Here is a 24,987-nt window from a genome sequence, read left to right on the forward strand (position 1 = left end):
GGCGGGGGCGGCCGGGCCCGCCCCCCGCGCCGGGCCCCCCCCGACGCGCCGCGCCTGAGCCGCGCGCCCCCCCCGGCCCGCTACGGCCCCGCCGGGCGATGCCGTGCTGCGCCTTCGCGCGTCAGGAGCGACAATCACCGCGTGCACCCGAAGCCGCCGACGCCCGGCGTCACCGAAGAACCCGCCCGGAGCCCCGATGCGGCCGCCGAGGCCGCCCGGCCCGTCGCGGGCACCGTGCCCGGCACGGCGAGCCCGCCCGCGGCACCCGCCCACCCGGAGCGCGCGGGGGCGTCCCCCACGGCGATGTGGCCCCCCGGCCCCGCGGCCCCCTCGCCCCGGCCCCGGTCGCTCGCCCGGCGGCTTCTCGCCCCCCTCGGCACCCTCGTCGGGGTCGGCGCCGCGTTCGCCTACGTCGGCAGCGTCGATCCCAACGAGCCCGGGCACTATCCGGTCTGCCCGATGCTGCGCTTCACCGGGATCTTCTGCCCCGGCTGTGGCGGGCTCCGCAGCGCCCACGCCTTCGTGCACGGCGAACTCGGCACCGCCCTCGGAGCCAACGCGCTCGCCGTCGTCGGCTACGGGATCTTCGCCGTCGTGATGGCCCTCTGGCTGATTCGCGCCGTCCGTGGCGTCCCCATGCGGATCGCTATCGCCCCCGTCTGGTGGTGGGGGATCGGGGCCGTCCTCGCCCTCTTCACGCTGGTGCGGAACCTGCCGTTCGGCTCCGCGCTGGCCCCGTGACGGCTTCCGGGAAGTCCCAGCAGGTGGGACGCATGTCGGGTGGATGCGAGTCCGGCGCCCTCCTGCGGATACCATCGACATGGCTGAACCTGGTTCATCTTCACGAACGTCACCATCACCGTCCCGGAAGGGGGCCTCTCGCGTGAGTGTGCTCGACGAGATCATCGAAGGCGTGCGCGCCGACCTCGCAGAGCGGCAGGCGCGGGTCTCCCTCGACGAGCTCAAGGAGCGCGCCGCCAAGGCGCCGCAGGCCAAGGACGGCGTCGCCGCGCTGCGCGGCGAGGGCGTCACGGTGATCTGCGAGGTCAAGCGCTCCAGCCCGTCCAAGGGCGCGCTCGCCGCCATCGCCGACCCGGCCGGCCTCGCCGCCGACTACGAGGCGGGCGGCGCCGCCGTCATCTCCGTGCTCACCGAGGAGCGCCGCTTCGGCGGCTCCCTCGCCGACCTGGAGGCCGTCCGCGCCCGGGTCGACATCCCCGTCCTGCGCAAGGACTTCATCGTCACGGCCTACCAGCTGTGGGAGGCCCGGGCCTACGGGGCCGACCTCGCCCTCCTGATCGTCGCCGCCCTGGAGCAGGAGGCCCTGGTCTCCCTCATCGAGCGCGCCGAGTCCATCGGCCTGACGCCGCTGGTCGAGGTCCACGACGAAGAGGAGGTCGAGCGCGCCGTCGACGCCGGCGCCCGGATCATCGGCGTGAACGCGCGGAACCTCAAGACCCTCAAGGTCGACCGCTCCACCTTCGAGCGCGTCGCCCCGGAGATCCCGGCCGGCATCGTCAAGGTCGCCGAGTCCGGCGTCCGCGGGCCGCACGACCTCATCGCGTACGCCAACGCCGGCGCCGACGCGGTCCTGGTCGGCGAGTCCCTCGTGACCGGCCGCGACCCGAAGGCCGCCGTCGCCGACCTCGTCGCCGCCGGCGCCCACCCGGCCCTGCGCCACGGGCGGGGCTGACCCCCACCGTGACCTCGTACCGCGTCACCACGCCGATCACCCAGGGCCCCGCGGCCCCGGGTGCCTTCGGCGCGGCCGCGGTGACCCGCGCGATGCGCACCCGGCTCCGTACCGCCGCCGCCCCCGCGCACGCCCCGCTGGCCCGGGGCTGCCGCCCGCGCGGTTGCCGGGCGCCCGCTCGGCGTGTCCACGGGCGTCGGGTCCGGTACGTGATCGGCAGCGAGCCCGGCCAGGTCAACGGGATGCGATGGCGCCCGCGCCCCGCGCGCACCCTCACGACGACCGCCGCCTGACGGCCCGGCCGCCCCGGCCCCGTGCGGGCCATCGTCCCGCTGGGCGGGACGGGACGGCGCCCCTGCGGGCGCGTCCGCTCCCTGTGCCCGGCCACCACGCGTCGCCGCACCCGTGGGCGCCGGAGGGACCGGGAGACCGGCCCGGCAAGGGTGCCGTTCCGTTGTGCCCACCCTCCCCCGGACTCCGTCCGGGGGACGCCGGCCCGGCGGAGCGGGCGGGCACAACGGAGTGAGTTCGTCGCGCGCACAACGTGACCACCAGACCGCATGTCACACGGGGCGTCCGCCCCGCGAGGAGCAGCCGCATGTCCAGCGAGTTCTTCATCCCGGACCCGGAGGGTCAGGTTCCGAACGCCGAGGGTTACTTCGGCGCTTTCGGCGGCAAGTTCATCCCGGAGGCGCTCGTCGCCGCCGTGGACGAGGTCGCCGTCGAGTACGACAAGGCCAAGGCGGACCCCGAGTTCGCCCGTGAGCTCAACGACCTCATGGTCGACTACACCGGCCGCCCGAGCGCCCTCACCGAGGTCCCCCGGTTCGCCGAGCACGCCGGCGGCGCCCGGGTCTTCCTCAAGCGCGAGGACCTCAACCACACCGGCTCGCACAAGATCAACAATGTCCTCGGCCAGGCCCTGCTCACCAAGCGCATGGGCAAGACCCGGGTCATCGCCGAGACCGGTGCCGGTCAGCACGGCGTCGCCACCGCCACCGCCTGCGCCCTCTTCGGGCTCGAATGCACCATCTACATGGGCGAGATCGACACCCAGCGCCAGGCGCTGAACGTCGCCCGGATGCGCATCCTCGGTGCCGAGGTCATCCCGGTGAAGTCCGGCAGCCGCACCCTCAAGGACGCCATCAACGAGGCGTTCCGCGACTGGGTGGCCAACGTCGACCGGACCCACTACCTCTTCGGGACCGTCGCCGGACCGCACCCGTTCCCCGCCATGGTCCGCGACTTCCACCGCGTCATCGGCGTCGAGGCCCGCCGCCAGATCCTGGAGCGCGCCGGCCGCCTCCCCGACGCGGCCATCGCCTGCGTCGGCGGCGGATCCAACGCCATCGGCCTCTTCCACGCCTTCATCCCCGACACCGACGTGCGCCTCATCGGCTGCGAGCCGGCCGGACACGGCGTCGAGACCGGCGAGCACGCCGCCACCCTCACCGCCGGTGAGCCCGGCATCCTGCACGGTTCGCGGTCGTACGTCCTCCAGGACGACGAGGGCCAGATCACCGAGCCGTACTCCATCTCGGCCGGCCTGGACTACCCCGGCATCGGCCCGGAGCACTCGTACCTCAAGGACACCGGCCGCGGCGAGTACCGCGCCGTCACCGACGACGCGGCCATGCAGGCGTTGCGGCTGCTCTCGCGTACCGAGGGCATCATCCCGGCCATCGAGTCGGCACACGCCCTCGCGGGCGCGCTGGAGGTCGGCAAGGAGCTGGGGCCCGAGGGCCTGCTCGTCGTCAACCTCTCCGGCCGCGGCGACAAGGACATGGACACCGCCGCCCGCTACTTCGGGCTCTACGACACCGACGCGGCCCCCGTCGAGGCCGACGCCGCCGCCGAGGACGGCGCGGGCGAGATCCGGAGGGACACCAAGTGAGCGGCAACATCCAGCTCCTCAGCGACACCCTGGCCAAGGCGAAGGCCGAGAACCGCGCGGCCCTCATCGCCTACCTCCCGGCCGGGTTCCCGACCGTGGACGGCGGCATCGAGGCGATCAAGGCCGTCTTCGACGGCGGCGCCGACATCGTCGAGGTCGGGCTCCCGCACAGCGACCCGGTCCTGGACGGCCCCGTCATCCAGACGGCCGACGACATCGCCCTGCGCGGCGGCGTCCGGATCGCCGACGTCATGCGCACGGTCCGCGAGGCGTCCGCCGCCACCGGCAAGCCGGTGCTGGTCATGACCTACTGGAACCCGATCGACCGCTACGGCGTCGAGCGGTTCACCGAGGAGCTGGCCGCGGCCGGCGGCGCGGGCTGCATCCTGCCCGACCTGCCGGTCCAGGAGTCCGCGAGCTGGCGCGAGCACGCCGAGAAGCACGGTCTCGCCACCGTCTTCGTCGTCGCTCCGAGCAGCAAGGACGAGCGGCTCGCCACCATCACGGCCGCCGGCTCCGGCTTCGTCTACGCCGCCTCGCTGATGGGGGTCACCGGCACCCGCGAGTCGGTGGGCGCCGAGGCCGCCGACCTCGTCCGCCGCACCCGCGCCACCTCCGACCTGCCGGTCTGCGTCGGACTCGGCGTCTCCAACGCCGAGCAGGCCAACGAGGTCGCCGCCTTCGCCGACGGCGTCATCGTCGGATCGGCGTTCGTCAAGCGGATGCTCGACGCCGACGACGAGGCCGCGGGACTCGCCGCCGTAAGGGAACTGGCTGGCGAACTCGCCGAGGGCGTGCGCCGCGTTTCGTAACCCGAATGGGTGGATCTGTGACCGGGGAGGCGCGTACGCGCCTCCCCGGTTCGTTGCTGAGGGCGTGAGCCAGAAGAACAGTGACGGAAAAGGGAGCGCGCGGGAGCGCCTCCAGCAGCAGCGCGAGCGAGAGAAGGCCCGGGAGAAGCAGCGGCGCGTCCTGATCGTGTCGGCCGCGGTCGTCGGCGTCCTCGGCCTGGCCGCGGTCGTCGGAGTGATCGCCGCCAACAGCGGGGACAAGGACAGCGGCTCGGACAAGGCGGGACCGGTCGTCGCCCCGACCGGCGCGACCGACGGCGACAAGCCGGCCATCCCGACGGGGAAGACGGACGCCCCCTCGACCCTGGCGATCTGGGAGGACTTCCGCTGCCCGGCCTGCGCGTCCTTCGAGAACGCCTTCCGGGACACCATCCACGAGCTGGAGGCCTCCGGCGCGCTGAAGACGGAGTACCACCTCGCCACCCTCATCGACGGGAACATGGGCGGCAGCGGCTCCCTGCGCGCGGCGAACGCCGCCGCGTGCGCCCAGGACGCGGGAAAGTTCACCCCGTACCACGACGTCCTGTACATCAACCAGCCGCAGGAGACCGACGACGCCTTCGGCTCGAACGACAAGCTGATCGAGCTCGCCGCGAAGGTGCCCGGGCTCGACACGCCGGCCTTCCGCAGCTGTGTCGAGGACGGCACGCACGACAGCTGGGTGGGCAAGTCGAACGACGCCTTCCGCAACAGCGACTTCCGGGGCACGCCGTCCGTCCTGCTCAACGGAGAATCGATCTTCCCGAACAAGGGGGAGGAGCAGATCTCCCCGGAGAACCTGAAGAAGTGGGTCGCCGAGGCGAACGCGGGCAAGAAGCCGGGCACGGCCTCGCCCACCGGCTGACGCCCTCCGGCGTGCCGCCGATCGGAGCCTTAGTTACGCAGACGTTGTCGGGTGGGCTGCCGCGTCACCCGCCCGGCAAGGTAGCGTCGGTTCTGCCATGGACCTTGCCTACATTCCCAGCCCGTCGACCGGAGTCCTGAACCTCGGACCGGTTCCGCTGCGCGGCTATGCCTTCTGCATCATCATCGGTGTCTTCGTCGCCGTCTGGTACGGCAACAAGCGCTGGATCGCCCGGGGCGGCAAAGCCGGCACCGTGGCCGACATCGCCGTCTGGGCGGTGCCCTTCGGCCTCGTCGGCGGCCGGCTCTACCACGTGATCACCGACTACCAGCTGTACTTCAGCGAGGGTGAGAACTGGGTCGACGCCTTCAAGATCTGGGAGGGCGGCCTCGGCATCTGGGGTGCCATCGCGTTCGGCGCGGTGGGTGCCTGGATCGGCTGCCGCAGGCGCGGCATCCCGCTGCCGGCCTACGCGGACGCCATCGCGCCCGGCATCGCCTTCGCCCAGGCCATCGGCCGCTGGGGCAACTGGTTCAACCAGGAGCTGTACGGCAAGCCGACCACCCTGCCCTGGGGCCTGGAGATCTCCGCCGGAGCCAACCGCGAGGAAGGGATCTACCACCCGACCTTCCTGTACGAGTCGCTGTGGTGCGTCGGCGTCGCGTTCCTGGTCATCTGGGCGGACCGCCGCTTCAAGCTGGGCCACGGACGCGCCTTCGCCCTGTACGTCGCCGCGTACTGCACCGGCCGCGCGTGGATCGAGTACATGCGGGTCGACGAGGCGCACCACGTCCTCGGCCTGCGGCTGAACGTCTGGACCGCGATCGTCGTCTTCGTCCTGGCCGTCGCCTACATCGTGATCTCGTCGCGGGTCCGCCCGGGACGGGAGGAGATCGTGGAGCCGGACCGGGACAAGGCCGCCGTCGTGAAGCGCGGGACCGAGGAGGACGGTGACGGCTCCGAGGCCGACGCCGTCTCGGAGGAGCCCGAGGACGCTCCCGGGACCCTCACCGGGGAATCGACCGACGAGCCGGCCGGGAACGGCGCGGGCAAGGGCTGACCGGCCCGCCGGCATCGCACACACCAGGGGGCCGCCCCGGACCGAGTGTCCGGGGCGGCCCCCTGGCGTTGCGCCGCCCCTCAGGCCCTGGCCGCCAGGGTCAGGACGCGGCGGGCGCCCTCCACGACCGCGGCGTCGATGAAGCGGCCGTCCGGGAGGGCGAGGGCGCCCTCCGTCGTCTCCGCGGCCTTGACGACCTCCTCGGCCGCGGCGACCTCGTCGGGGTTCGGCAGGTACGCCTGCTCGATGACCGGGAGCTGGCGGGGGTGGATCGCCGCGCGGCCCATGAACCCCAGGGCACGGCCGCGCGCGCAGCTCGCCGCCAGGCTGTCCAGGTCGCGGATGTCGGGGTGGACCGACTGGGCGGGGGGCGGGAGGGCCGCCGCCCGGGCGGCGACCACCAGACGGCTGCGCGGCCAGTCGAGGCCGCATTCGTCCCGTACCCCCAGATCGGCGCGGAGGTCCGCCTCGCCGAGGGCGATGCCGCGGACGGCGGGGTCGGCCGACGCGATGGCGTAGGCGTGTTCGAGCGCCAGGGCGTTCTCCAGCAGCGGGAAGAGGGGGATGCCGGGGACCGCCTCGGCGATCCGGTGGATGTCGGTGGCGTGTGTCACCTTGGGAACACGGAAGCCGCTGAGCCCGGGAAGGGGCGCCAGAGGGGGGATGTCGTCGTGCGCGTGGATGCGGACATGCACCGGGACGGGGTGCGGGTCCGTCAGCAGGTCGACGGTGGCGTCCAGGGCGTACGCCTTGCGTTCGGGAGCGACCGCGTCCTCCAGATCGACGATCACCACGTCGGCGCCCGAGGCCAGGGCCTTCTGGACGACGGCCGGGCGGTCACCGGGGACGTACAGCCAGGTGAGGGGGAAGGCCGTACCGCTCATACGGCTCCTTCCCTGCGCAGGGCGCCGATCTCGGCCGGGGAGAGACCGAGCTCGGCGAGGACCTCCGCCGTGTCCGCGCCGTGCGGCCGGCCGGCCCAGCGGATCCCCCCGGGAGTCTCGGAGAGCCGGAAGAGGACGTTCTGCATACGGATCGGGCCCAGCTCGGGGTCCGGGACCTCGGTGACGGTGTCCAGGGCGCGGTACTGCGGATCCTCCATCACGTCCCGGATGTCGTAGACGGGCGCGATCGCCGCCTCCGCCTTCTCGAAGGCGGCCATGGCCTCCTCGCGGGTGTGGCGGGCGATCCAGGAGCCGACCGCCTCGTCGAGCACCTCCGCGTGTTCGGCGCGGCTCGCGCCGTCGCCGAACCAGGGCTCGTCGATCAGCTCGGGGCGGCCGACGAGCCGCATCACGCGTTCGGCGATCGACTGGGCGGAGGTGGAGACGGCGACCCAGGAGTCGTCGCGGGTGCGGTAGGTGTTGCGCGGGGCGTTGTTGCGGGAGCGGTTGCCGGTGCGGGGCTGGACGTAGCCGAGCTGGTCGTACCAGAGGGGGTGGGGTCCGATGACGGAGAGCATCGGTTCGATGATCGCCATGTCGACGACCTGGCCGCGGCCGGTCGCGGCCCTGGCGGTGAGCGCGGTCATCACCGCGTACGCCGTGGCCAGGGCGGCGATCGAGTCGGCCAGACCGAAGGGGGGAAGGGTGGGCGGGCCGTCCGGCTCGCCGGTGATCGAGGCGAAGCCGCTCATCGCCTCGGCGAGGGTGCCGAAGCCGGGGCGGTGGGAGTACGGCCCGAACTGGCCGAAGCCGGTGACCCGGGCCAGGATCAACTCCGGTTTGACGGCGGACAGTTCCTCCCAGCCCAGACCCCAGCGCTCCAGGGTGCCGGGGCGGAAGTTCTCGATGATCACGTCGGCGTCGGCGGCGAGTCTGAGGAGGGTGTCACGGCCACCGGGGGAGGAGAGATCGAGGGTGACGGTCCGCTTGTTGCGGCCGAGGACCTTCCACCACAGACCGATGCCGTCCTTGGCCGGGCCGTGACCACGGGAGGGATCGGGCTTGCGGGGGTGCTCGATCTTGATGACGTCCGCGCCGAAGTCGCCGAGCATCATCGCCGCGAGAGGCCCGGCGAAGAGGGTGGCGAGGTCGAGGACCCGCAGGCCCTGCAGCGGGGGAGGGGTGGCGGAGCCGGTCATACGGCGTCGACCTCCTGGCCGGTGAGAGTGCCGTGCGCCGCGTCGATCTCGGAGCGGTACGGCATCGAGGACGAGGCGCCTTCGTGCTGGACCGAGAGCGCGGCGGCGCTCGACGCCCAGGCCAGCGCCTCGCGCACCGCGCGTCCCTCGCCGAGGGCGACGGCGAGCGCGCCGACGAAGGTGTCCCCGGCGGCGGTCGTGTCCACGGCTCGGACCCGGGGGGCGGGCACGGTGAAGGGCTTGCTGTCACGAGCGGCATGCAGGCTGCCGGCCGCGCCCAGGGTGATGACCACCTCGGGGACGAGGGTGAGCAGCGCCGCGGCGGCCGCATGCGGGTCCGCGACCCCGGTGAGAGCGGCGGCCTCGTGCTCGTTGGGGACCAAAAGGTCGGTGACGGCGAGGAGTTCGGGGGGCAGAGGCTGGGCGGGAGCGGGGGTGAGGACGGTGCGCACGCCGAGCCGGCGGGCGGTGGTGGCGCCCTCCGTCACGACGGAGAGGGGGAGTTCGAGCTGGAGGAGCAGGGCGTCGGCGGTGGCGATGAGCGCCTCGTCGCCGTGGTCGAGGGAGGTGACCGTGCCGTTGGCGCCGGGGACGACGACGATCGCGTTGCCGCCCTCGTCGTCGACGACGATGTGGGCCGTGCCGGAGGCGCCCTCGACGGTCCTGAGCAGGTCGGTGTCGACCCCGGACGCTTCCAGCGCGGCCCGGAGCCGTGGACCGAAGTCGTCGGCGCCGACCGCGCCGATCATCGACACGTCGGCGCCGGCCCGGGCGGCGGCGACGGCCTGGTTGGCGCCCTTGCCGCCGGGGATCGTCCGGAACTCCCGGCCGGTGACGGTCTCTCCGCGGGCGGGGGCCTTCGGGACGAAGGCGACGAGGTCCATGTTGGTGCTGCCGAGCACCACGATGCTGGTCATGGGCGTACTGCCTCCAGACAGGTCAGTTCGGCCAGGGCGTCGAAACCGATGCCGTCGAAGGACGGGACCGAGGTCGAGAGCCGGTTCTTGAGGGGGGAGGTCCAGCGCTCGGGCAGCCGGTCGGGGTGGCCGGCGAGCAGACCGGCGACGGAACCGGCGGTGGCGCCGTTCGAGTCGGTGTCCCAGCCGCCGGAGACCGCCGCGCAGATGGAGCGCGAGAAGTCGCCGTCGGCGTGGGTGAGCGCGGCGGCGAGCAGGGCGGCGTTGGGCACGGCATGGACCCAGTGATACCCGCCGAGGGTGGTGTGGAGTCGGTCCACCACGGCGTCGAAGTCAGGTGTGTCGCGGGCGGATTCGATGCCGAGGCGGACGGCCGCGGCGAGCCGGGAGCGGGGCGGGACGACGGACAGACCGTCGGCGAGTGCCCGGTGGACGTCGGCCGTGCCGGTGGCGGCGGTGGCCATCGTCGCGGCGACGAACATCGCGCCGTAGATCCCGTTGCCGGTGTGGGTGAGCGCCGCGTCCCGGTACGCCTGGGCGGCGGCGCCGACCGGGTCGCCGGGGTGTGTCCAGCCGTGCACGTCGGCCCGGATCTGGGCGCCGATCCACTCGCGGAAGGGGTTGCGGTGGACGGCGGTCAGCGGGGGTTCGACGCCGTCGAGGAGGTTGCGGTAGGCGACGCGCTCGGCCGTGAAGGTGCGGCCGGCGGGGAGTTCGTCGAGCCAGAGGCGGGCGACGTCGGCGGTGGTGAAGTCGCGGCCGTACCGCTGGAGGAGGAGCAGGTCGAGCAGGGGGTAGTTGAGGTCGTCGTCCTCGGGCATTCCGTCGATGTTCTCGGCGAGGGAGGTCGCGGCGGAACGACGGTTCCAGGGGTGGGCGGCGAGGAGGTCGCGGGGGACGCCGACTTCGGTGAACCAGGTGGTGAGGGGCCAGTTGCCGGCGGCGCGGGCGAGGGCGCGGACGGCGTGGAGCGGGAGCTTCTCCACGGGCTTGCCGAGCAGGCATCCGGCGGCCCGGCCGAGCCAGGAGGCGTGGAGCCGGTCGCGCAGCGGGTCGTCCTCCCCCGGGGCCGCCGGCGCCGCGCACCGGGGAGGCGTGTGCGGGGTCAGTGCCCGGATGGCCGTCAGGGGGGTCGGTTCGGTCGTGGAGAGCGGGCTCGGGAGCCTGGACAGTTCGTCCAGGAGCCGCTCCGCGAGCGGGCGGAGGTCCGGGCGGGGAGTGGGGGAGGCGCCCGCCGCGGGCGGGGCGGGCGGGCCGCCGGCCGCGTACCAGCGGGAGGCGATCGCGGAGGCGTCCCGGCCGTCCTCCGCGGCCTGCCGGAGTTCATGGCCGACGAGGTCCTCCGGCTGCACCCAGGTGACGCGCAGGTTCATCGGGCCGTGCTCGTCAGCGCCGCGTACGCCGACTCGTGAGCCCGGCGGCGTGCCGTGTCGCGGGCGAAGACCTCGCGCGCGACCGCCGCCAGCGCCTGCGCCGGAGCGTGCAGATCCAGCCGGCTCGCCTCCGCCACCTGCTTGGACCAGTCGGACGGCACGGCCGACTCTCCCCGCAGGGCGCCGACGACCGCACCCGCCATCGTGGCGATCGAGTCGCAGTCGCGGCCGTAGTTGACCGAGCCCAGGACCGTACGGCGATAGTCGCCCTCCCCGACCAGCAGCATCCCCAGCGCGATCGGGAGTTCCTCGATCGCGTGGAGCCGCGACGGGCGGCGCGCGCCCAGTGACGGCGCCCGGTACTCCGGGCCCACCGTGTCGAAGGGCGCCACCGCCTTGCGGAGGGGGACGAGAGCCGTCTCGAAGTCCGTGTGCCGGGACGCGACTTCGCACACCGCCTCGATGGCCGCTCGGGTGCCGTCCTTCGCCAGGGAGAGCGCGGCGCTCACGACCGACTCCGGGGTCGCGCCCGGCAGGCAGGCCGCCGCCACGGAGGCGGCGAACACGCCCGCCGCCTCCCGTCCGTACGACGACTGGTGCGGTGCGGAGACGTCGAGCGCCTCCGCGTACGCGCCCGTCGGGTTCGCGGCGTTGACCAGGCCGACCGGCGCCATGTACATCGCGGCACCGCAGTTGACGATGTTTCCGCTGCCGGCCTCGCGCGGGTCGACATGGCCGTAGTGGAGACGTGCCACGAGCCACTTCTCGGCGAGGAAGATCCGCTGGAGCGGCAGGGCCTCGGCCTCCAGCTCCGGGATCCAGCGCGGGGTGGTGAGCAGATCGGGGACCAGGTGCTCGGCGACGGCGTAGGCGTCGAGGTGGTCGCGGACCTTCTCGTACACCCTGATGAGGGCGTGGGTCATCAAGGTGTCGTCGGTGACGTGCCCGTCGCCCTTGTGGTACGGCGCGATGGGCCGTGCCGTGCGCCAGGCGTCGCCGTTCCAGGGGCCGACGATGCCGGCGACCCGGCCGCCGTGACGCTCCAGGATCTGTTCGGGGGTGTAGCCCTCGACGGGGCCACCGAGGGCGTCGCCGACGGCGGCCCCGAGGAGACTTCCGGTGATCCGGTCATCCAGTGTGGGTGTCATGTCGGAATTGTCCACCCGGGGTGGCCAGTTCCGTGTCTCCCAGCAGCCCGGCGAGTTCGACGAGGTCCGTACCGGCGAGGCGGGGGAGCGCACAGCCCGCGAGGGTGCGGCAGGCGTCGCGCCAGGCGGCGGGGAGGGAGGCGGCGCCGCCGAGGGTGCCGGTGAGGGCGCCCACCAGTGCCGGGGCGGAGTCCGCGACACGCGAGAGGCAGGCGGCGGCGGGGATCGCCGCTGCCGCCTCGCCGCGCGCCGCGACGGTGAGGGCGAGGGCGACCGGGACGGTCTCGGCGGCGGCGATCCCGTAGCTGTAGACGTGGTCGACGATCTGGTGCTCCAGCAGGGGGACGAGGGCGAAGGCGCTCGTCGCGTCCTGAGCCATCCTCACGGCCTGCTGGGCGTTGCGGCCGATCTCGGTGGCGGGCGGCAGCTGGGCGAGGGCGGCCGCCACCGCCTCGTCGAAGCCGGCGCCACCGAGGGCGGCGGCGATCGCCGCCGCCATCGCACGGGCGCCGTGAACGCCGTCGCCGTCCTGGGTGTACCGGGCGTCGAACTCGGCGAGTTCGGCGGCGGCGGCCGGATCCCCGGGGTGGACGAGGGCGAGCACGGCTGCGCGGACGCAGGCGGCGTCGTCGAAGTAGTGCGGGTTGTCGTGGCCGGTGGCGGGCGGGCGCAGTCCGGTGGCGAGGTTGCCGAGGCCGGCGCGGACGGAGATCCGGGCGCGGAGGGGCAGGACGGCGGACTCGACCTCGGGGGCGCGGTCGGCGGCGGCGGCGACCTGGCTCGCCAGGGAGTTCCAGGCGAGGTCGACGGCGGCGCGGAGGCGGCGCTCCGGGGGGAGGGTGGTGAAGAGGGGGCCGCCGGCGGCGAGGACGGCCTCGGCGGTGAAGACCGCCCACTCGGCGTCGTCGGAGGGGCCGAGGCGGAGGGGCTCGGGGGGCTGGTTGAGGGCGATGGGGACGGGGAGGGTGGTGGTGGCGTTCTGTTCGGCGAAGGTGTCGAGTTCGCGGGTCAGGCGGCGCGTCCACTCGGGCATGCGGGCGGCGCGGTGTCGGGCGGCGGGCCAGCCCGCCGCGTCACCGGCGGCCAGGCCGAGCAGAAGCCCCTCGATCACCTCGCGCCGGACGGGCCCGGCGCCCCCGTGGGCGGCGTGCCCCTCCGGGGTGTCCGGACCGCTGGAGCGTGACCGGCCTTCCCCGAAGCCGCGGAGAGGAACCGCGTCCTGCCCGACAGGGCGATCGCCCACCGCTGTGGTGACCACGCTGCCCAGGGTGGTGGGGCCCGCCGCGCCCAGAACGGTGGTGGCGACCGACCCCCCGACCGCCCCCCCGGCCGACCACACGGCCGAGCCTCGGGTCGACCACGTGGCCGAGCCCCCTGCCGACCCCGCAGGCGACCACGTGGCCGAGCCGGCGGCCGAGGCCCCGGCCGACTCCGCGCCCGTCCCGCCGGCCGAGCCCGCGGTCGGCTCCCCGCCCGACTCCCCGCCCGACCCCACGGCGCTGTCCGTGGCGGGGGTGGCGGAGGCCGTCGGCGCGGGGGCGCCCGAGCCGTAGGCGTGGTGGGTCTCCGTCATGCCGCTTCCTCCTCGTCCGCCGTCAGGAGGTCCGCGATGTCCAGCACGTGGTAGCCGCGCATCGAGGGGAGGCAGCTGCCGGTCACCGGGGCGATCGCCGTCGCCCACTCCTCCGGGATCGCCGACACGCCCGAGGCCGCGCCCGCGAGCGCGCCCGCGACCGCCGCCGTGGTGTCCGCGTCCCGTCCCATGTTGACCGCCGTGAGGACCGCCGTACGGAAGTCGCCACGAGCCGCGGCGAAGGCGCCGAAGGCCAGCCCGACCGCCTCCGGGGCCAGGTCCGTCCACGGGTAGCCACCGATGACGACCGCCGAGCGGACCGTCCGTTCGCGTACGAGCGGGTCCGGTTCGAGGCGCTGTGCGGCGACGACGGCGCGGCGCATCGAGCGGGCGGTCCACGAGTCCATCGGGACGACCGAGAGCGCCGCCGCGATGACGGAGGTCACCGACGCGCCGCCCATCGCCGCCGCGACGCCCGCCGCGACGGCCTGGCCGCCGTAGATCCCCTCGCCGTCGTGGCTGACCGTGCCGTCGATGGCGACCAGCCGGGCGGCCTCCGCCGGGCGGCCGGCCGCGAAGACGCCGAACGGCGCGGCTCGCATGGCCAGTCCGTCCGACCAGGCGTGGCGGTGCTGGGCGGAGATCGGGGCCGCCAGGCCCCGGCGGAGGTTCTCCAGCGTGCCCCGCTCGCTGAACCCCGCGCCGCGGAAGGGGCCTTCGTCGAGGTCGGCGATCCAGTGGTGCCAGGCCCGTTCGACATGCTGGACGGTCAGCGCCGAGCCGTGCCGGGCGAGCAGCAGGCCCGAGAAGATCGCGTACTCGGTGTCGTCCGTGCCGGCCGGACTGTCCGTCACGAAGCCCTCGATCCGGCCCCATCGGCGACGGATCTCCGAGGGGCGCAGGTTCTCGGCGGGTGCGCCGAGCGCGTCACCGACCGCGAGGCCGAGCAGCGCGCCTCTCGCGCGCTCGCGCGTGTCGCATCCCGTCGTTCTTGTCCGGCTCACCATCTCGCACCCCTTTCACGTTCCTGGATCTGTGCCACGCGGGGGAGGTGATGACGTCGCAGAAACGTCTCTGTCACCCGGCTGACACCACGGAAAGGTGCGGCCGAAACGGTGAGGTGGGCCTTACTAAGTACGGCCTGCCTTGCTGGCGAGCCCCTTACATCGCGCGTATTTTCGAGGTGTTGGGGGCGGCGGGTGCAACCCGGCCCGCCGCGGAGAACAGGGGAGAAGCATGTCCATCATCGAAGTCCAGGCACCGCTGCACGAGGCCCACCGCGACAACCACACCCACCGTGATGTGAACGGCGGCTGGTTGCGTCCGGCGGTCTTCGGCGCGATGGACGGACTGGTCTCCAACCTCGCCCTGATGACCGGTGTCGCCGGCGGCGCGGTCTCCCAGCAGACCATCGTCATCACCGGGCTCGCCGGACTCGCCGCGGGCGCCTTCTCCATGGCGGCGGGCGAGTACACCTCCGTCGCCTCGCAGCGCGAACTCGTCCAGGCGGAACTGGACGTCGAGCGCCGCCAGTTGCGCAAGCACCCCGTCGACGAGATGGAGGAGCTCGCCGCGCTGTACGTCTCCCGGGGCGTCGAGCCCGCGCTCGCCCGCGAGGTCGCCATGCAGCTCTCCCGCGACCCGGAGCAGGCGCTGGAGATCCACGCCCGCGAGGAGCTGGGCATCGACCCCGACGACCTGCCGTCGCCGACGATCGCCGCGGTGTCCTCCTTCGCCTCCTTCGCGCTCGGCGCGCTGCTCCCCGTCCTGCCGTATCTGCTCGGCGCGACCGCGCTGTGGCCGGCCGTGCTGCTCGCGCTCGTCGGTCTCTTCGCCTGCGGGGCGCTGGTGGCCCGGGTGACGGCTCGCAGCTGGTGGTTCAGCGGGCTGCGCCAGCTCGTTCTCGGCGGTGCGGCCGCGGCGGTCACGTACGGACTCGGCATGGCCTTCGGCGCCGCGCTCTGACCGCGCGGCCGGACCCCGGGCCGCCGGCGCCGACGGCCGCCGCGCCCGCGCTCTGACCTGGTGGTCGTCCCCGGGAAGGCCCTCGCCCTGCGGCGAGGGCCTTCCGCGTGCATGCTGGCTGTGACGTATATCCCCTGGGCGGATCCGCCGCCCCGATGAGACACTATGCACAGCGCGACATACCTAGCCGTTACTCGGCGGTTTCGAATCCATGACCACCGGGCATGAGGCGTAAGCGCCGCGGGCAATGAGGCCCGCTCTGCGACGGGTCGCCGGAGACCCCCGGAAGATCGATCCGTCCCCTTGGGGCACTCGCTGTCCCCATGCCACACAGGTGAACCATCGGCACCGCTCCGTGTCAGCGGTGTCCGCATGTTGGAATGAGCTATCCACTTTCCGAGAAGCCAGCCATCATGTAACCTGCACGAAATTTCGCGGAGGGCCAACGTCGTCCCTCGGCTGCTGCATATGCCACGACGACGACGGGAGAGCCGATGCGTTCCGACGCCTGGTCGCCCATGGACGGTCGCCCCGCTCCGCAGGGGATGTACGACCCCCGTAACGAACACGACGCCTGTGGTGTCGGGTTCGTGGCCACCCTCACCGGTGTAGCCAGCCACGCGCTGGTCGAGCAGGCGCTGACCGTACTGCGCAATCTCGAGCACCGAGGCGCCACCGGCTCCGAGCCCGACTCCGGAGACGGCGCCGGCATCCTGTTCCAGGTCCCGGACGCGTTCCTGCGCGAGGTCACCGACTTCGACCTTCCCGCCGCCGGCGCCTACGCCGTCGGTATCGCCTTCCTCCCTGCCGACGGCTCCGCACAGGCCGTCTCGCAGATCGAGACGATCGCGTCCGAGGAGGGTCTGAACGTCCTCGGCTGGCGCGAGGTCCCCGTCGCCCCCGAGCTGCTCGGCGCCTCCGCCCGCTCCACCATGCCGGTCTTCCGTCAGCTCTTCGTCGCCGACGGCGGCAGCGAGGGCATCGTCCTCGACCGCAAGGCGTTCGTGCTGCGCAAGCGCGCCGAGCGCGAGGCCGGGACGTACTTCCCTTCGCTCTCCGCCCGCACCATCGTCTACAAGGGAATGCTGACCACCGGCCAGCTGGAGCCCTTCTTCCCGGACCTGTCGGACCGCCGCTGCGCCAGCGCCGTGGCCCTCGTCCACTCCCGGTTCTCCACCAACACCTTCCCGAGCTGGCCGCTCGCCCACCCGTACCGCTTCGTCGCGCACAACGGTGAGATCAACACCGTCAAGGGCAACCGCAACTGGATGACGGCCCGCGAGTCCCAGCTCGCCTCCGAGCTCTTCGGCGAGGCCACGCTCGACCGCATCTTCCCGGTCTGCACCCCGGACGCCTCCGACTCGGCCTCCTTCGACGAGGTGCTCGAACTGCTCCACCTCGGTGGCCGTTCCCTCCCGCACAGCGTCCTGATGATGGTCCCCGAGGCGTGGGAGAACCACGAGTCCATGGACCCGGCGCGGCGCGCCTTCTACCAGTACCACTCCACCCTGATGGAGCCCTGGGACGGCCCGGCCTGCGTCACCTTCACCGACGGCGTCCAGGTCGGCGCGGTCCTCGACCGCAACGGTCTGCGTCCCGGCCGCTACTGGGTCACCGACGAGGGCCTCGTCGTGCTCTCCTCCGAGGTCGGCGTCCTCGACATCGACCCCGCCAAGGTGGTCCGCAAGGGCCGCCTGCAGCCCGGCAAGATGTTCCTCGTCGACACCGCCGAGCACCGGATCATCGAGGACGACGAGATCAAGGCCGGTCTCGCCGCCGAGCACCCGTACGCCGACTGGCTGGAGAGCGGCGAGATCGAGCTCTCCGACCTGCCCGAGCGCGAGCACATCGTGCACACCCACGCCTCGGTCACCCGCCGCCAGCAGACCTTCGGCTACACCGAGGAAGAGCTGCGCGTCATCCTCGCCCCGATGGCCCGCACCGGCGGCGAGCCGCTCGGCTCCATGGGCACGGACTCGCCCATCGCGGCCCTGTCCGAGCGCCCCCGGCTGCTCTTCGACTACTTCACCCAGCTCTTCGCGCAGGTCACCAACCCGCCGCTGGACGCGATCCGCGAGGAGCTCGTCACCTCGCTGCGCTCCTCGCTCGGCCCGGGCAGCAACCTGCTCGACCCGACCGCGGCCTCCTGCCGCAGCGTCACGCTGCCCTTCCCGGTGATCGACAACGACGAGCTGGCCAAGCTCATCCACATCAACGCCGACGGCGACATGCCCGGCATGAAGGCCGCGACCCTGTCCGGCCTGTACCGGGTCTCCGGCGGCGGCGACGCGCTCGCCGCCCGCATCGAGGAGATCTGCGCCGAGACCGACGCGGCGATCGAGGCCGGCGCGCACCTGCTCGTCCTCTCGGACCGGCACTCCGACGCCGAGCACGCGCCGATCCCGTCGCTGCTGCTCACCGCGGCCGTCCACCACCACCTCATCCGTACCAAGCAGCGCACCAAGGTGGGTCTGCTGGTCGAGGCCGGCGACGTCCGCGAGGTCCACCACGTGGCCCTCCTGATCGGCTACGGCGCCGCCGCGGTCAACCCGTACCTGGCGATGGAGTCCGTCGAGGACCTGGTCCGCGCCGGCACCTTCATCGAGGGCCTGGAGCCCGAGCAGGCCATCCGGAACCTGATCTACGCCCTCGGCAAGGGCGTCCTCAAGGTCATGTCCAAGATGGGCATCTCGACCGTCGCCTCCTACCGCGGCGCCCAGGTCTTCGAGGCCGTCGGCCTCGACACGGCCTTCGTCGAGAAGTACTTCAACGGCACGGCCACCAAGATCGGCGGCGCCGGCCTCGACGTCGTCGCCAAGGAGGTCGCCGCCCGCCACGCCAAGGCGTACCCCGCCTCCGGCGTTCCCTCCGCGCACCGCGCGCTGGAGATCGGCGGCGAGTACCAGTGGCGCCGCGAGGGCGAGCCGCACCTGTTCGACCCGGAGACCGTCTTCCGCCTCCAGCACGCCACGCGCAACAAGCGGTACGACATCTTCAAGAAGTACACGGACCGGGTGAACGAGCAGTCCGAGCGCCTGATGACGCTCCGCGGCCTGTTCGGCTTCACCTCGGACCGCCCGTCGATCTCCATCGACGAGGTCGAGCCGGTCTCCGAGATCGTCAAGCGGTTCTCCACCGGCGCCATGTCGTACGGCTCCATCTCCCGCGAGGCGCACGAGACCCTCGCCATCGCCATGAACCAGCTGGGCGGCAAGTCCAACACCGGCGAGGGCGGCGAGGACCCCGAGCGCCTGTACGACCCGGCGCGCCGCTCCTCCATCAAGCAGGTCGCCTCCGGCCGCTTCGGTGTGACGAGCGAGTACCTGGTCAACGCGGACGACATCCAGATCAAGATGGCCCAGGGCGCCAAGCCCGGCGAGGGCGGCCAGCTGCCCGGCCACAAGGTCTACCCGTGGGTCGCCAAGACCCGGCACTCCACCCCGGGCGTCGGTCTGATCTCCCCGCCGCCGCACCACGACATCTACTCCATCGAGGACCTGGCTCAGCTGATCCACGACCTCAAGAACGCCAACCCGGTCGCGCGCATCCACGTGAAGCTGGTGTCGGAGGTCGGTGTCGGCACGGTCGCCGCCGGTGTCTCCAAGGCGCACGCGGACGTCGTCCTCATCTCCGGCCACGACGGCGGTACGGGCGCCTCGCCGCTCACGTCGCTGAAGCACGCGGGCGGCCCCTGGGAGCTCGGCCTCGCCGAGACCCAGCAGACGCTGCTGCTCAACGGCCTGCGCGACCGCATCGTCGTGCAGACCGACGGCCAGCTCAAGACCGGCCGTGACGTCGTCATCGCCGCGCTGCTCGGCGCCGAGGAGTTCGGTTTCGCGACCGCGCCGCTCGTCGTCTCCGGCTGCGTCATGATGCGCGTCTGCCACCTGGACACCTGCCCGGTCGGCATCGCCACGCAGAACCCGGTCCTGCGCGACCGGTTCTCCGGCAAGGCCGAGTTCGTCGTCAACTTCTTCGAGTTCATCGCCCAGGAGGTCCGTGAGCTCCTCGCCGAGCTGGGCTTCCGCACCCTGGAAGAGGCCGTCGGCCACGCCGAGCTGCTCGACACCAGCCGCGCCGTGACGCACTGGAAGGCGCAGGGCCTGGACCTGGCCCCGCTCTTCCACGTGCCCGAGCTGCCCGAGGGCGCGGTCCGCCACGCCCTGGTCGAGCAGGACCACGGTCTGGAGAAGGCCCTCGACAACGAGCTGATCGAGCTCGCCGCCGAGGCGCTGCGCGCCGCGAGCGCCGAGGAGGCGCAGCCGGTCCGCGCCCAGGTCGCGATCCGCAACATCAACCGGACGGTCGGCACCATGCTCGGCCACGAGGTGACCAAGCGGTTCGGCGGCGCGGGTCTGCCCGCCGACACCATCGACATCACCTTCACCGGCTCCGCCGGCCAGTCGTTCGGCGCCTTCCTGCCGGCCGGTGTCACGCTCCGTCTGGAGGGCGACGCCAACGACTACGTCGGCAAGGGCCTCTCCGGCGGCCGGGTCGTCGTCCGCCCGGACCGCGGCGCCGACCACCTGGCCGAGTACTCGACCATCGCGGGCAACACCATCGCCTACGGCGCGACCGGCGGCGAGCTGTTCCTGCGCGGCCGCACCGGTGAGCGCTTCTGCGTCCGCAACTCCGGCGCGCTGGTCGTCTCGGAGGGCGTGGGCGACCACGGCTGCGAGTACATGACCGGCGGCAGCGCGGTCGTCCTCGGCGAGACGGGCCGCAACTTCGCGGCCGGCATGTCGGGCGGCGTCGCGTACGTCGTCGACCTCGACCGGGACAACGTCAACTCCGGCAACATCTCCGCCGTCGAGGCGCTGACGGACTCCGACAAGCAGTGGCTGCACGACGTCGTGCGCCGCCACCATGAGGAGACCGGCTCGACGGTGGCGGAGAAGCTCCTCGCCGACTGGACCGTCAACGCGGACCGTTTCAGCAAGATCATCCCGTCCACGTACAAGGCAGTGCTCGCCGCCAAGGACGCCGCTGAGCTCGCCGGTCTCTCCGAGGCCGAGACCACCGAGAAGATGATGGAGGCGGCGACCAATGGCTGACCCCAAGGGCTTCCTGACCACCGGGCGCGAAGTCGCCAAGACCCGCCCGGTGGGCGAGCGCGTCAAGGACTTCAACGAGGTCTACGTCCCCGGCTCCCTGCTGCCGATCATCAGCAAGCAGGCCGGCCGCTGCATGGACTGCGGCATCCCGTTCTGCCACAACGGCTGCCCGCTCGGGAACCTGATCCCCGAGTGGAACGACTACGCCTACCGCGAGGACTGGGGCGCGGCCTCCGAGCGCCTCCACGCCACGAACAACTTCCCGGAGTTCACCGGCCGTCTGTGCCCGGCTCCGTGCGAGGCGGCGTGTGTGCTCGGCATCAACCAGCCGGCCGTCACCATCAAGAACGTCGAAGTCTCGATCATCGACAAGGCGTGGGACAGCAACGACGTCAAGCCGCAGGCGCCCGAGCGCCTCTCCGGCAAGACCGTCGCCGTCGTCGGCTCGGGCCCGGCGGGCCTCGCCGCCGCCCAGCAGCTGACCCGGGCCGGTCACACGGTCGCCGTCTTCGAGCGCGCCGACCGGATCGGCGGACTGCTGCGGTACGGCATCCCCGAGTTCAAGATGGAGAAGCGGCACATCAACCGCCGCATCGAGCAGATGCGCGCGGAGGGCACCAAGTTCCGCACGGGCGTCGAGATCGGCCGCGACATCACGGCGACGGACCTGCGCAAGCGGTACGACGCCGTGGTCATCGCCGCGGGCGCCACGACCGCGCGCGACCTGCCGGTCCCGGGCCGCGAGCTGTCCGGCATCCACCAGGCGATGGAGTACCTGCCGCTCGCCAACAAGGTCGTCGAGGGCGACTTCGTGACCGCGCCGATCACGGCCGAGGGCAAGCACGTGGTCGTCATCGGCGGCGGCGACACCGGCGCGGACTGCGTGGGCACCGCCCACCGCCAGGGGGCGGCCTCGGTCACGCAGCTGGAGATCATGCCGCGACCGGGCGAGGAGCGGGCGGCCGGCCAGCCGTGGCCGACCTTCCCGATGCTGTACAAGGTCACCTCGGCGCACGAGGAGGGCGGCGAGCGGGTCTACTCCGTCTCCACCACCCACTTCGAGGGCGACGAGGACGGCAACGTCCAGTTCCTGCACCTGGTCGAGGTCGAGTTCGTCGAGGGCAAGCTGACCCAGAAGCCGGGCACGGAGCGGAAGATCCCGGCGCAGCTGGTGACGCTCGCGATGGGCTTCACGGGCACGGACGTCGAGAACGGCCTGGTCGGACAGTTTGGTCTAGACCTCGATGAGCGGGGTAACATCGCTCGTGACGCGGACTTCGCCACCAACGTCGGTGGTGTGTTCGTGGCCGGTGACGCCGGCCGCGGCCAGTCGCTGATCGTCTGGGCGATCGCCGAGGGCCGCTCGGCCGCCCGCGGAGTCGACCGCTTCCTGACGGGCGCGAGCGACCTCCCGGCCCCGATCCGCCCGACGGACCGCGCCCTGACGGTCTGACCCGCGACGGCCCCCGAGGGGGCCGTCCCCCGAATGTCCCGTACAACGACGTACGGAACTGCACGGCGCTCGCCCTGTCCCCGACCGGACTCTGGGTGGGCGCCGTGGCGTTTCCCCTCTACTGCATGCTCATGCGGTGGGGGTGCGCCGGGTCGGCGGGGCAGACGAAGGCGCGGTACTCGCCGTCACGGCCGACCTTGATCCCGGTGGACGGCGCGACCAGCGGGTAGGGCCCCCAGCTGCCCCCGGAGTCGTACGAGTCGACGGTCAGCAGCAGGCGCATCTCCGTCCCGCACGCGTCGCAGTACACGCGGACCAGGTCGGTCTTGTGCCAGGAGTCCCAGCCGCCGATCTTCCAGCCGGGGGCCAGGGACAGGTCGTACTGGTACCCGGGCGCCGCCTCCCCGAGCCGCTCCTGGAACGCGTCCTCCCAGCCATCGATCCGCGCGGCCAGCTCCTCCGGGAGATAGTCCGCGAAGGGGTACTCGACGACCCGCTCGGGGGAGAGCTCGCAGGGCTCGGGCAGGTACCGGCCCTCGACGAGGGGCAGTTCGGGCCGGGCGGCGAGCGGCTCGGCGACATCGGCGGCCCGCCGCCAGTACAGCCGGGTGTACGGGCCGAATTCGTTGAAGGGCCCGTCCTCGTGGTCGGAGAACGGGCACCACAACACCTGGAGCAGGTCCGCGCCCGCCGGGGCGAACCGTGCGAGGTCCGGCACGTCACGGACGAAGAACTGGGCCAGGGCGAGAAGAGGCAGCGGCCCGCCGCCGTGCCGGTCGGGCCGGTGCCAGGGCGCGGCGGACAGCGCGTCGAGCTCGGCCCGCTCCTCCGCGCTGTAGGCGAGCCCGCCGTCCGGCGTGCGCGGCCGGTCGTACACCTCCCGCACGAGGCGGCGGTAGCGCCGCTCGCGCTCCGGCGCTATGCCCGGAGTCCCCGCGGCGTGCGCCCCGCACTCCGGCCACGCCTCGTCCGCCGGCCAGAGCAGCGGGCCGCCCACCGAACTGTCGGCCGTGCCGGGAGCGCCCGCGCGAGGGTGCAGGCGCGTCGCGGTGCGGGCCCAGCCCTTCAGCTCGGGGAACGGGACGGTGATGTCCAACGGGCGGTACGGCGTGCTCGGTCTCACTCGTACAGGCTAGCGAGCCACGGCCGGCGGCACGGAGCAAAACCCCCTGTGGGCAGGCCCCTTGCCGAGCGGCGGGCCGCCTGCGACGGGTGATCACGTACTCTCGACAGCAGTCCGTGCGGGAGGGGTCCGTACGGGAATCGGGGAGGGGAGCAGTCCGTGGCGATGAGTCTGCGCAAGGTCGAGGAGACCGCGCCCGCGCTGGTGAGTCTCTACAAGTCGGCGGGGGTCTCGCTCCAGAAGCACGGGATGGCCGGACAGCGCGTCGCCGTCTATCTCGTCGTGGACTACTCGGGCTCGATGAAGCCGTACTACCGGGACGGCAGCGTGCAGGCCCTGGCCGACCGGGTATTGGGGCTCTCCGCCAACCTCGACGACGACGGGCGGGTGCCGGTGGTCTTCTTCTCCACCGACATCGACGCCGAGACCGACATCGCGCTCGCCGATCACCAGGGGCGGATCGACCGGATCGTCGCCGGACTCGGCCACATGGGCAAGACCAGCTACCACCTGGCGATGGACGCGGTCATCGACCACTACCTCGACAGCGGCGCCACGGCCCCCGCCCTCGTCGTCTTCCAGACCGACGGCGGGCCGATCAACAAGCTCGCCGCCGAACGGTACTTGTGCAAGGCGGCGAAGCTGCCGATCTTCTGGCAGTTCATCGGCTTCGGCGACCCGGGCAGCCGACAGTTCGAATTCCTGCGGAAACTCGACGAGTTGGCCGTGCCGGACAAGCGGCCGGTGGACAACGCCGGCTTCTTCCACGCGGGGAAGGACCCGCGGAGGGTCCCGGACGCGGAGTTGTACGACCGGATCGTCGCCGAATTCCCCACCTGGCTCGCCGCCGCTCGGGCGCAGGCCATCGTCCGGCCGTGAGGTGGCGGAAAGCCGCTGGCCGGAGGGGTGTTGACCGGGTGATAGTGATCCCATGGCATCTCTTGTGCGACATGTGACGATCGATTGCGCCGACGCGTACACCCTGGCGAACTTCTGGGCCGGCGTGGTGGACGGGAAGCTGGGCGAGGGCGACGATGCGAGCGAGGTACTGGTCCTCACCGAGGGGGCGAACCTGCTCTTCATCGAGGTGCCGGAGAAGAAGTCGGTCAAGAACAGGGTTCATCTCGACATCCAGCCGCAGGACCGCAGCCGCGACGAGGAGGTCGAGCGCCTGCTCGCGCTCGGCGCGACGCTGGTCGGAGACCACCGGAACGCGGACGGGACCGGCTGGGCGACCCTGGCCGACCCCGAGGGCAACGAGTTCTGCGTGGAGCGCTCCAAGGCCGAGCGCACCACCCCGAGCACGGAGTAATCCAGACAGAAGATGTCGGGTATCCGGTGTTCCCTGGAGCCATGGGACACACCGGAACCGTCACCTGGGCCGCCTTCGAGGCCGCCGAACCCGAGTTCGCGACGACCGTGCGGGAGCGCTTCGGGGCGTTCACGCACCACGCGCTCGCCACCCTGAGGCGGGACGGCTCGCCCCGCCTCAGCGGGATCGAGGCGGACTTCCGCTTCGGCGAGCTGTGGCTCGGCATGATGCCGAACTCCCTCAAAGCGCTGGACCTGCGGCGCGACCCGCGCTTCTCGCTGCTCGCCAACCCGGGCGCGGGGACCGACATGGGGGGCGGCGACGTACGGATCTCCGGGCGGGCGGTCGAGGTCACGGACGCCGAGACGGTCGACCGGGTCGCGGAGGCGGCCGGCGCGCCGCTGCCGTTCCATCTCTTCCGGGTGGAGCCGGCGGAGGTCGTACGGACCTTCGTCGAGGGCGATGACCTGGTCGTCCGCGTCTGGGGGCCGGGGCGACCGGTGCGGACGATCCGGCGCGGCACCGACGACGCGCCGCCACGCGAGGAGCGGGAACCGGGCCGGTCCGGAGGATAGGACCCGGACGGACCCGGTGGCGTTCCACCGGGCCCGGAAGGACCCGGTGGCTTGCAAGGCCCGGACGGA

At 72.8% G+C, this 24,987-nt stretch carries 22 protein-coding genes; 14 read left to right on the top strand and 8 right to left on the bottom strand.

Translation table 11 applies throughout. From position 1 onward, the window contains the following. Positions 1 to 303: 303 nt before the first annotated feature. The 7 genes from AB0D99_RS31115 to lgt all read left to right on the top strand — a co-directional run bounded on the left by AB0D99_RS31115 (position 304) and on the right by lgt (position 6,342). Positions 304 to 741 (top strand): DUF2752 domain-containing protein, encoded by a 438-nt coding sequence (locus AB0D99_RS31115; protein ID WP_362369914.1) that lies wholly within the window; start codon positions 304 to 306, stop codon positions 739 to 741. A gap of 142 nt (positions 742 to 883) precedes the next feature. Next, positions 884 to 1,693 (top strand): indole-3-glycerol phosphate synthase TrpC, encoded by an 810-nt coding sequence (gene trpC, locus AB0D99_RS31120; RefSeq protein WP_362369798.1) that lies wholly within the window; start codon positions 884 to 886, stop codon positions 1,691 to 1,693. A gap of 92 nt (positions 1,694 to 1,785) precedes the next feature. After that, the gene (locus AB0D99_RS31125) at positions 1,786 to 1,986 is read left to right on the top strand and encodes a hypothetical protein (protein WP_362369917.1); all 201 of its coding nucleotides are present in this window, start codon (positions 1,786 to 1,788) and stop codon (positions 1,984 to 1,986) included. 305 nt (positions 1,987 to 2,291) lie between these two features. Further along, entirely contained in the window at positions 2,292 to 3,587 is a 1,296-nt protein-coding gene (gene trpB / locus AB0D99_RS31130; protein WP_362369801.1) for a tryptophan synthase subunit beta, read from the top strand. Continuing rightward, a complete protein-coding gene (gene trpA, locus AB0D99_RS31135; protein WP_362369804.1) occupies positions 3,584 to 4,399 on the top strand; it encodes a tryptophan synthase subunit alpha in 816 nt (271 codons plus the stop codon). The genes trpB and trpA overlap by 4 nt, the downstream gene beginning before the upstream one ends. A 64-nt stretch (positions 4,400 to 4,463) precedes the next feature. Next, on the top strand, positions 4,464 to 5,282 hold the full coding sequence (locus tag AB0D99_RS31140; RefSeq protein ID WP_362369807.1) for a thioredoxin domain-containing protein: 819 nt from the start codon (positions 4,464 to 4,466) through the stop codon (positions 5,280 to 5,282). Between the two features lie 97 nt (positions 5,283 to 5,379). Continuing rightward, positions 5,380 to 6,342: a prolipoprotein diacylglyceryl transferase gene (gene lgt / locus AB0D99_RS31145; protein WP_362369810.1), complete on the top strand. Its 963-nt coding sequence runs from the start codon at positions 5,380 to 5,382 to the stop codon at positions 6,340 to 6,342. A gap of 80 nt (positions 6,343 to 6,422) precedes the next feature. Here the strand turns inward: lgt and AB0D99_RS31150 are convergent, their stop codons facing one another. Genes AB0D99_RS31150 through AB0D99_RS31175 form a run of 6 tightly spaced genes read right to left on the bottom strand, consistent with a single transcriptional unit; the run spans position 6,423 to position 13,121 of the window. After that, positions 6,423 to 7,226: an aldolase/citrate lyase family protein gene (locus AB0D99_RS31150; protein ID WP_362369813.1), complete on the bottom strand. Its 804-nt coding sequence runs from the start codon at positions 7,224 to 7,226 to the stop codon at positions 6,423 to 6,425. Then, complete coding sequence (locus AB0D99_RS31155) at positions 7,223 to 8,425, bottom strand: CoA transferase (protein ID WP_362369816.1); 1,203 nt, start codon at positions 8,423 to 8,425, stop codon at positions 7,223 to 7,225. The genes AB0D99_RS31150 and AB0D99_RS31155 overlap by 4 nt, the downstream gene beginning before the upstream one ends. Beyond that, positions 8,422 to 9,342: a ribokinase gene (gene rbsK, locus AB0D99_RS31160; RefSeq protein WP_362369819.1), complete on the bottom strand. Its 921-nt coding sequence runs from the start codon at positions 9,340 to 9,342 to the stop codon at positions 8,422 to 8,424. The genes AB0D99_RS31155 and rbsK overlap by 4 nt, the downstream gene beginning before the upstream one ends. Next, positions 9,339 to 10,715 (bottom strand): ADP-ribosylglycohydrolase family protein, encoded by a 1,377-nt coding sequence (locus AB0D99_RS31165; RefSeq protein ID WP_362369822.1) that lies wholly within the window; start codon positions 10,713 to 10,715, stop codon positions 9,339 to 9,341. Before AB0D99_RS31165 ends, rbsK begins: the two co-directional genes overlap by 4 nt. After that, on the bottom strand, positions 10,712 to 11,863 hold the full coding sequence (locus AB0D99_RS31170; protein WP_362369825.1) for an ADP-ribosylglycohydrolase family protein: 1,152 nt from the start codon (positions 11,861 to 11,863) through the stop codon (positions 10,712 to 10,714). The genes AB0D99_RS31165 and AB0D99_RS31170 overlap by 4 nt, the downstream gene beginning before the upstream one ends. Continuing rightward, complete coding sequence (locus AB0D99_RS31175) at positions 11,844 to 13,121, bottom strand: ADP-ribosylglycohydrolase family protein (protein ID WP_362369828.1); 1,278 nt, start codon at positions 13,119 to 13,121, stop codon at positions 11,844 to 11,846. Before AB0D99_RS31175 ends, AB0D99_RS31170 begins: the two co-directional genes overlap by 20 nt. Positions 13,122 to 13,224: 103 nt before the next feature. On the opposite strand from AB0D99_RS31175, the gene AB0D99_RS31180 reads away from it, so the two are divergent. After that, positions 13,225 to 13,416: a hypothetical protein gene (locus AB0D99_RS31180; RefSeq protein ID WP_362369831.1), complete on the top strand. Its 192-nt coding sequence runs from the start codon at positions 13,225 to 13,227 to the stop codon at positions 13,414 to 13,416. Between the two features lie 16 nt (positions 13,417 to 13,432). Here AB0D99_RS31180 and AB0D99_RS31185 read toward each other — a convergent pair whose 3' ends face one another. Next, positions 13,433 to 14,443, bottom strand: coding sequence for an ADP-ribosylglycohydrolase family protein (locus AB0D99_RS31185; RefSeq protein WP_362369834.1), 1,011 nt, complete (start codon positions 14,441 to 14,443; stop codon positions 13,433 to 13,435). Positions 14,444 to 14,672: 229 nt separating this feature from the next. Between AB0D99_RS31185 and AB0D99_RS31190 the strand changes: the two genes are divergently transcribed. The 3 genes from AB0D99_RS31190 (at position 14,673) to AB0D99_RS31200 (ending at position 21,908) form a co-directional block, all read left to right on the top strand. Next, on the top strand, positions 14,673 to 15,401 hold the full coding sequence (locus AB0D99_RS31190; RefSeq protein ID WP_362369837.1) for a VIT1/CCC1 transporter family protein: 729 nt from the start codon (positions 14,673 to 14,675) through the stop codon (positions 15,399 to 15,401). Positions 15,402 to 15,895: 494 nt separating this feature from the next. After that, the gene (gltB, locus tag AB0D99_RS31195) at positions 15,896 to 20,455 is read left to right on the top strand and encodes a glutamate synthase large subunit (protein WP_362369840.1); all 4,560 of its coding nucleotides are present in this window, start codon (positions 15,896 to 15,898) and stop codon (positions 20,453 to 20,455) included. After that, entirely contained in the window at positions 20,448 to 21,908 is a 1,461-nt protein-coding gene (locus AB0D99_RS31200) for a glutamate synthase subunit beta (protein WP_362369843.1), read from the top strand. The genes gltB and AB0D99_RS31200 overlap by 8 nt, the downstream gene beginning before the upstream one ends. 118 nt (positions 21,909 to 22,026) lie before the next feature. On the opposite strand, the gene AB0D99_RS31205 is transcribed toward AB0D99_RS31200, so the two are convergent. After that, positions 22,027 to 23,031: a hypothetical protein gene (locus AB0D99_RS31205; RefSeq protein WP_362369846.1), complete on the bottom strand. Its 1,005-nt coding sequence runs from the start codon at positions 23,029 to 23,031 to the stop codon at positions 22,027 to 22,029. Between the two features lie 165 nt (positions 23,032 to 23,196). On the opposite strand from AB0D99_RS31205, the gene AB0D99_RS31210 reads away from it, so the two are divergent. Genes AB0D99_RS31210 through AB0D99_RS31220 form a run of 3 tightly spaced genes read left to right on the top strand, consistent with a single transcriptional unit; the run spans position 23,197 to position 24,918 of the window. Beyond that, entirely contained in the window at positions 23,197 to 23,910 is a 714-nt protein-coding gene (locus AB0D99_RS31210) for a VWA domain-containing protein (RefSeq protein ID WP_362369920.1), read from the top strand. Positions 23,911 to 23,962: 52 nt separating this feature from the next. Then, entirely contained in the window at positions 23,963 to 24,343 is a 381-nt protein-coding gene (locus AB0D99_RS31215; RefSeq protein WP_362369849.1) for a VOC family protein, read from the top strand. Between the two features lie 41 nt (positions 24,344 to 24,384). After that, positions 24,385 to 24,918, top strand: a complete 534-nt coding sequence (locus AB0D99_RS31220; RefSeq protein WP_362369853.1) for a pyridoxamine 5'-phosphate oxidase family protein — start codon at positions 24,385 to 24,387, stop codon at positions 24,916 to 24,918. The last annotated feature ends 69 nt before the right edge of the window (positions 24,919 to 24,987 follow it).

The sequence above is a fragment of the Streptomyces sp. NPDC047971 genome, from assembly GCF_040653355.1.
Classification (GTDB): domain Bacteria; phylum Actinomycetota; class Actinomycetes; order Streptomycetales; family Streptomycetaceae; genus Streptomyces.

Bases quoted from the DNA above. Each gene is read 5' to 3' on its own strand.
- AB0D99_RS31115 (WP_362369914.1), top strand. From the start codon at position 304: ATGTGGCCCCCCGGCCCCGCGGCCCCCTCGCCCCGGCCCCGGTCGCTC.
- AB0D99_RS31125 (WP_362369917.1), top strand. From the start codon at position 1,786: ATGCGCACCCGGCTCCGTACCGCCGCCGCCCCCGCGCACGCCCCGCTG.
- trpB (WP_362369801.1), top strand. From the start codon at position 2,292: ATGTCCAGCGAGTTCTTCATCCCGGACCCGGAGGGTCAGGTTCCGAAC.
- lgt (WP_362369810.1), top strand. From the start codon at position 5,380: ATGGACCTTGCCTACATTCCCAGCCCGTCGACCGGAGTCCTGAACCTC.
- AB0D99_RS31150 (WP_362369813.1), bottom strand. From the start codon at position 7,226: ATGAGCGGTACGGCCTTCCCCCTCACCTGGCTGTACGTCCCCGGTGAC.
- AB0D99_RS31155 (WP_362369816.1), bottom strand. From the start codon at position 8,425: ATGACCGGCTCCGCCACCCCTCCCCCGCTGCAGGGCCTGCGGGTCCTC.
- rbsK (WP_362369819.1), bottom strand. From the start codon at position 9,342: ATGACCAGCATCGTGGTGCTCGGCAGCACCAACATGGACCTCGTCGCC.
- AB0D99_RS31165 (WP_362369822.1), bottom strand. From the start codon at position 10,715: ATGAACCTGCGCGTCACCTGGGTGCAGCCGGAGGACCTCGTCGGCCAT.
- AB0D99_RS31170 (WP_362369825.1), bottom strand. From the start codon at position 11,863: ATGACACCCACACTGGATGACCGGATCACCGGAAGTCTCCTCGGGGCC.
- AB0D99_RS31185 (WP_362369834.1), bottom strand. From the start codon at position 14,443: ATGGTGAGCCGGACAAGAACGACGGGATGCGACACGCGCGAGCGCGCG.
- AB0D99_RS31190 (WP_362369837.1), top strand. From the start codon at position 14,673: ATGTCCATCATCGAAGTCCAGGCACCGCTGCACGAGGCCCACCGCGAC.
- gltB (WP_362369840.1), top strand. From the start codon at position 15,896: ATGCGTTCCGACGCCTGGTCGCCCATGGACGGTCGCCCCGCTCCGCAG.
- AB0D99_RS31200 (WP_362369843.1), top strand. From the start codon at position 20,448: ATGGCTGACCCCAAGGGCTTCCTGACCACCGGGCGCGAAGTCGCCAAG.
- AB0D99_RS31210 (WP_362369920.1), top strand. From the start codon at position 23,197: ATGAGTCTGCGCAAGGTCGAGGAGACCGCGCCCGCGCTGGTGAGTCTC.
- AB0D99_RS31215 (WP_362369849.1), top strand. From the start codon at position 23,963: ATGGCATCTCTTGTGCGACATGTGACGATCGATTGCGCCGACGCGTAC.
- AB0D99_RS31220 (WP_362369853.1), top strand. From the start codon at position 24,385: ATGGGACACACCGGAACCGTCACCTGGGCCGCCTTCGAGGCCGCCGAA.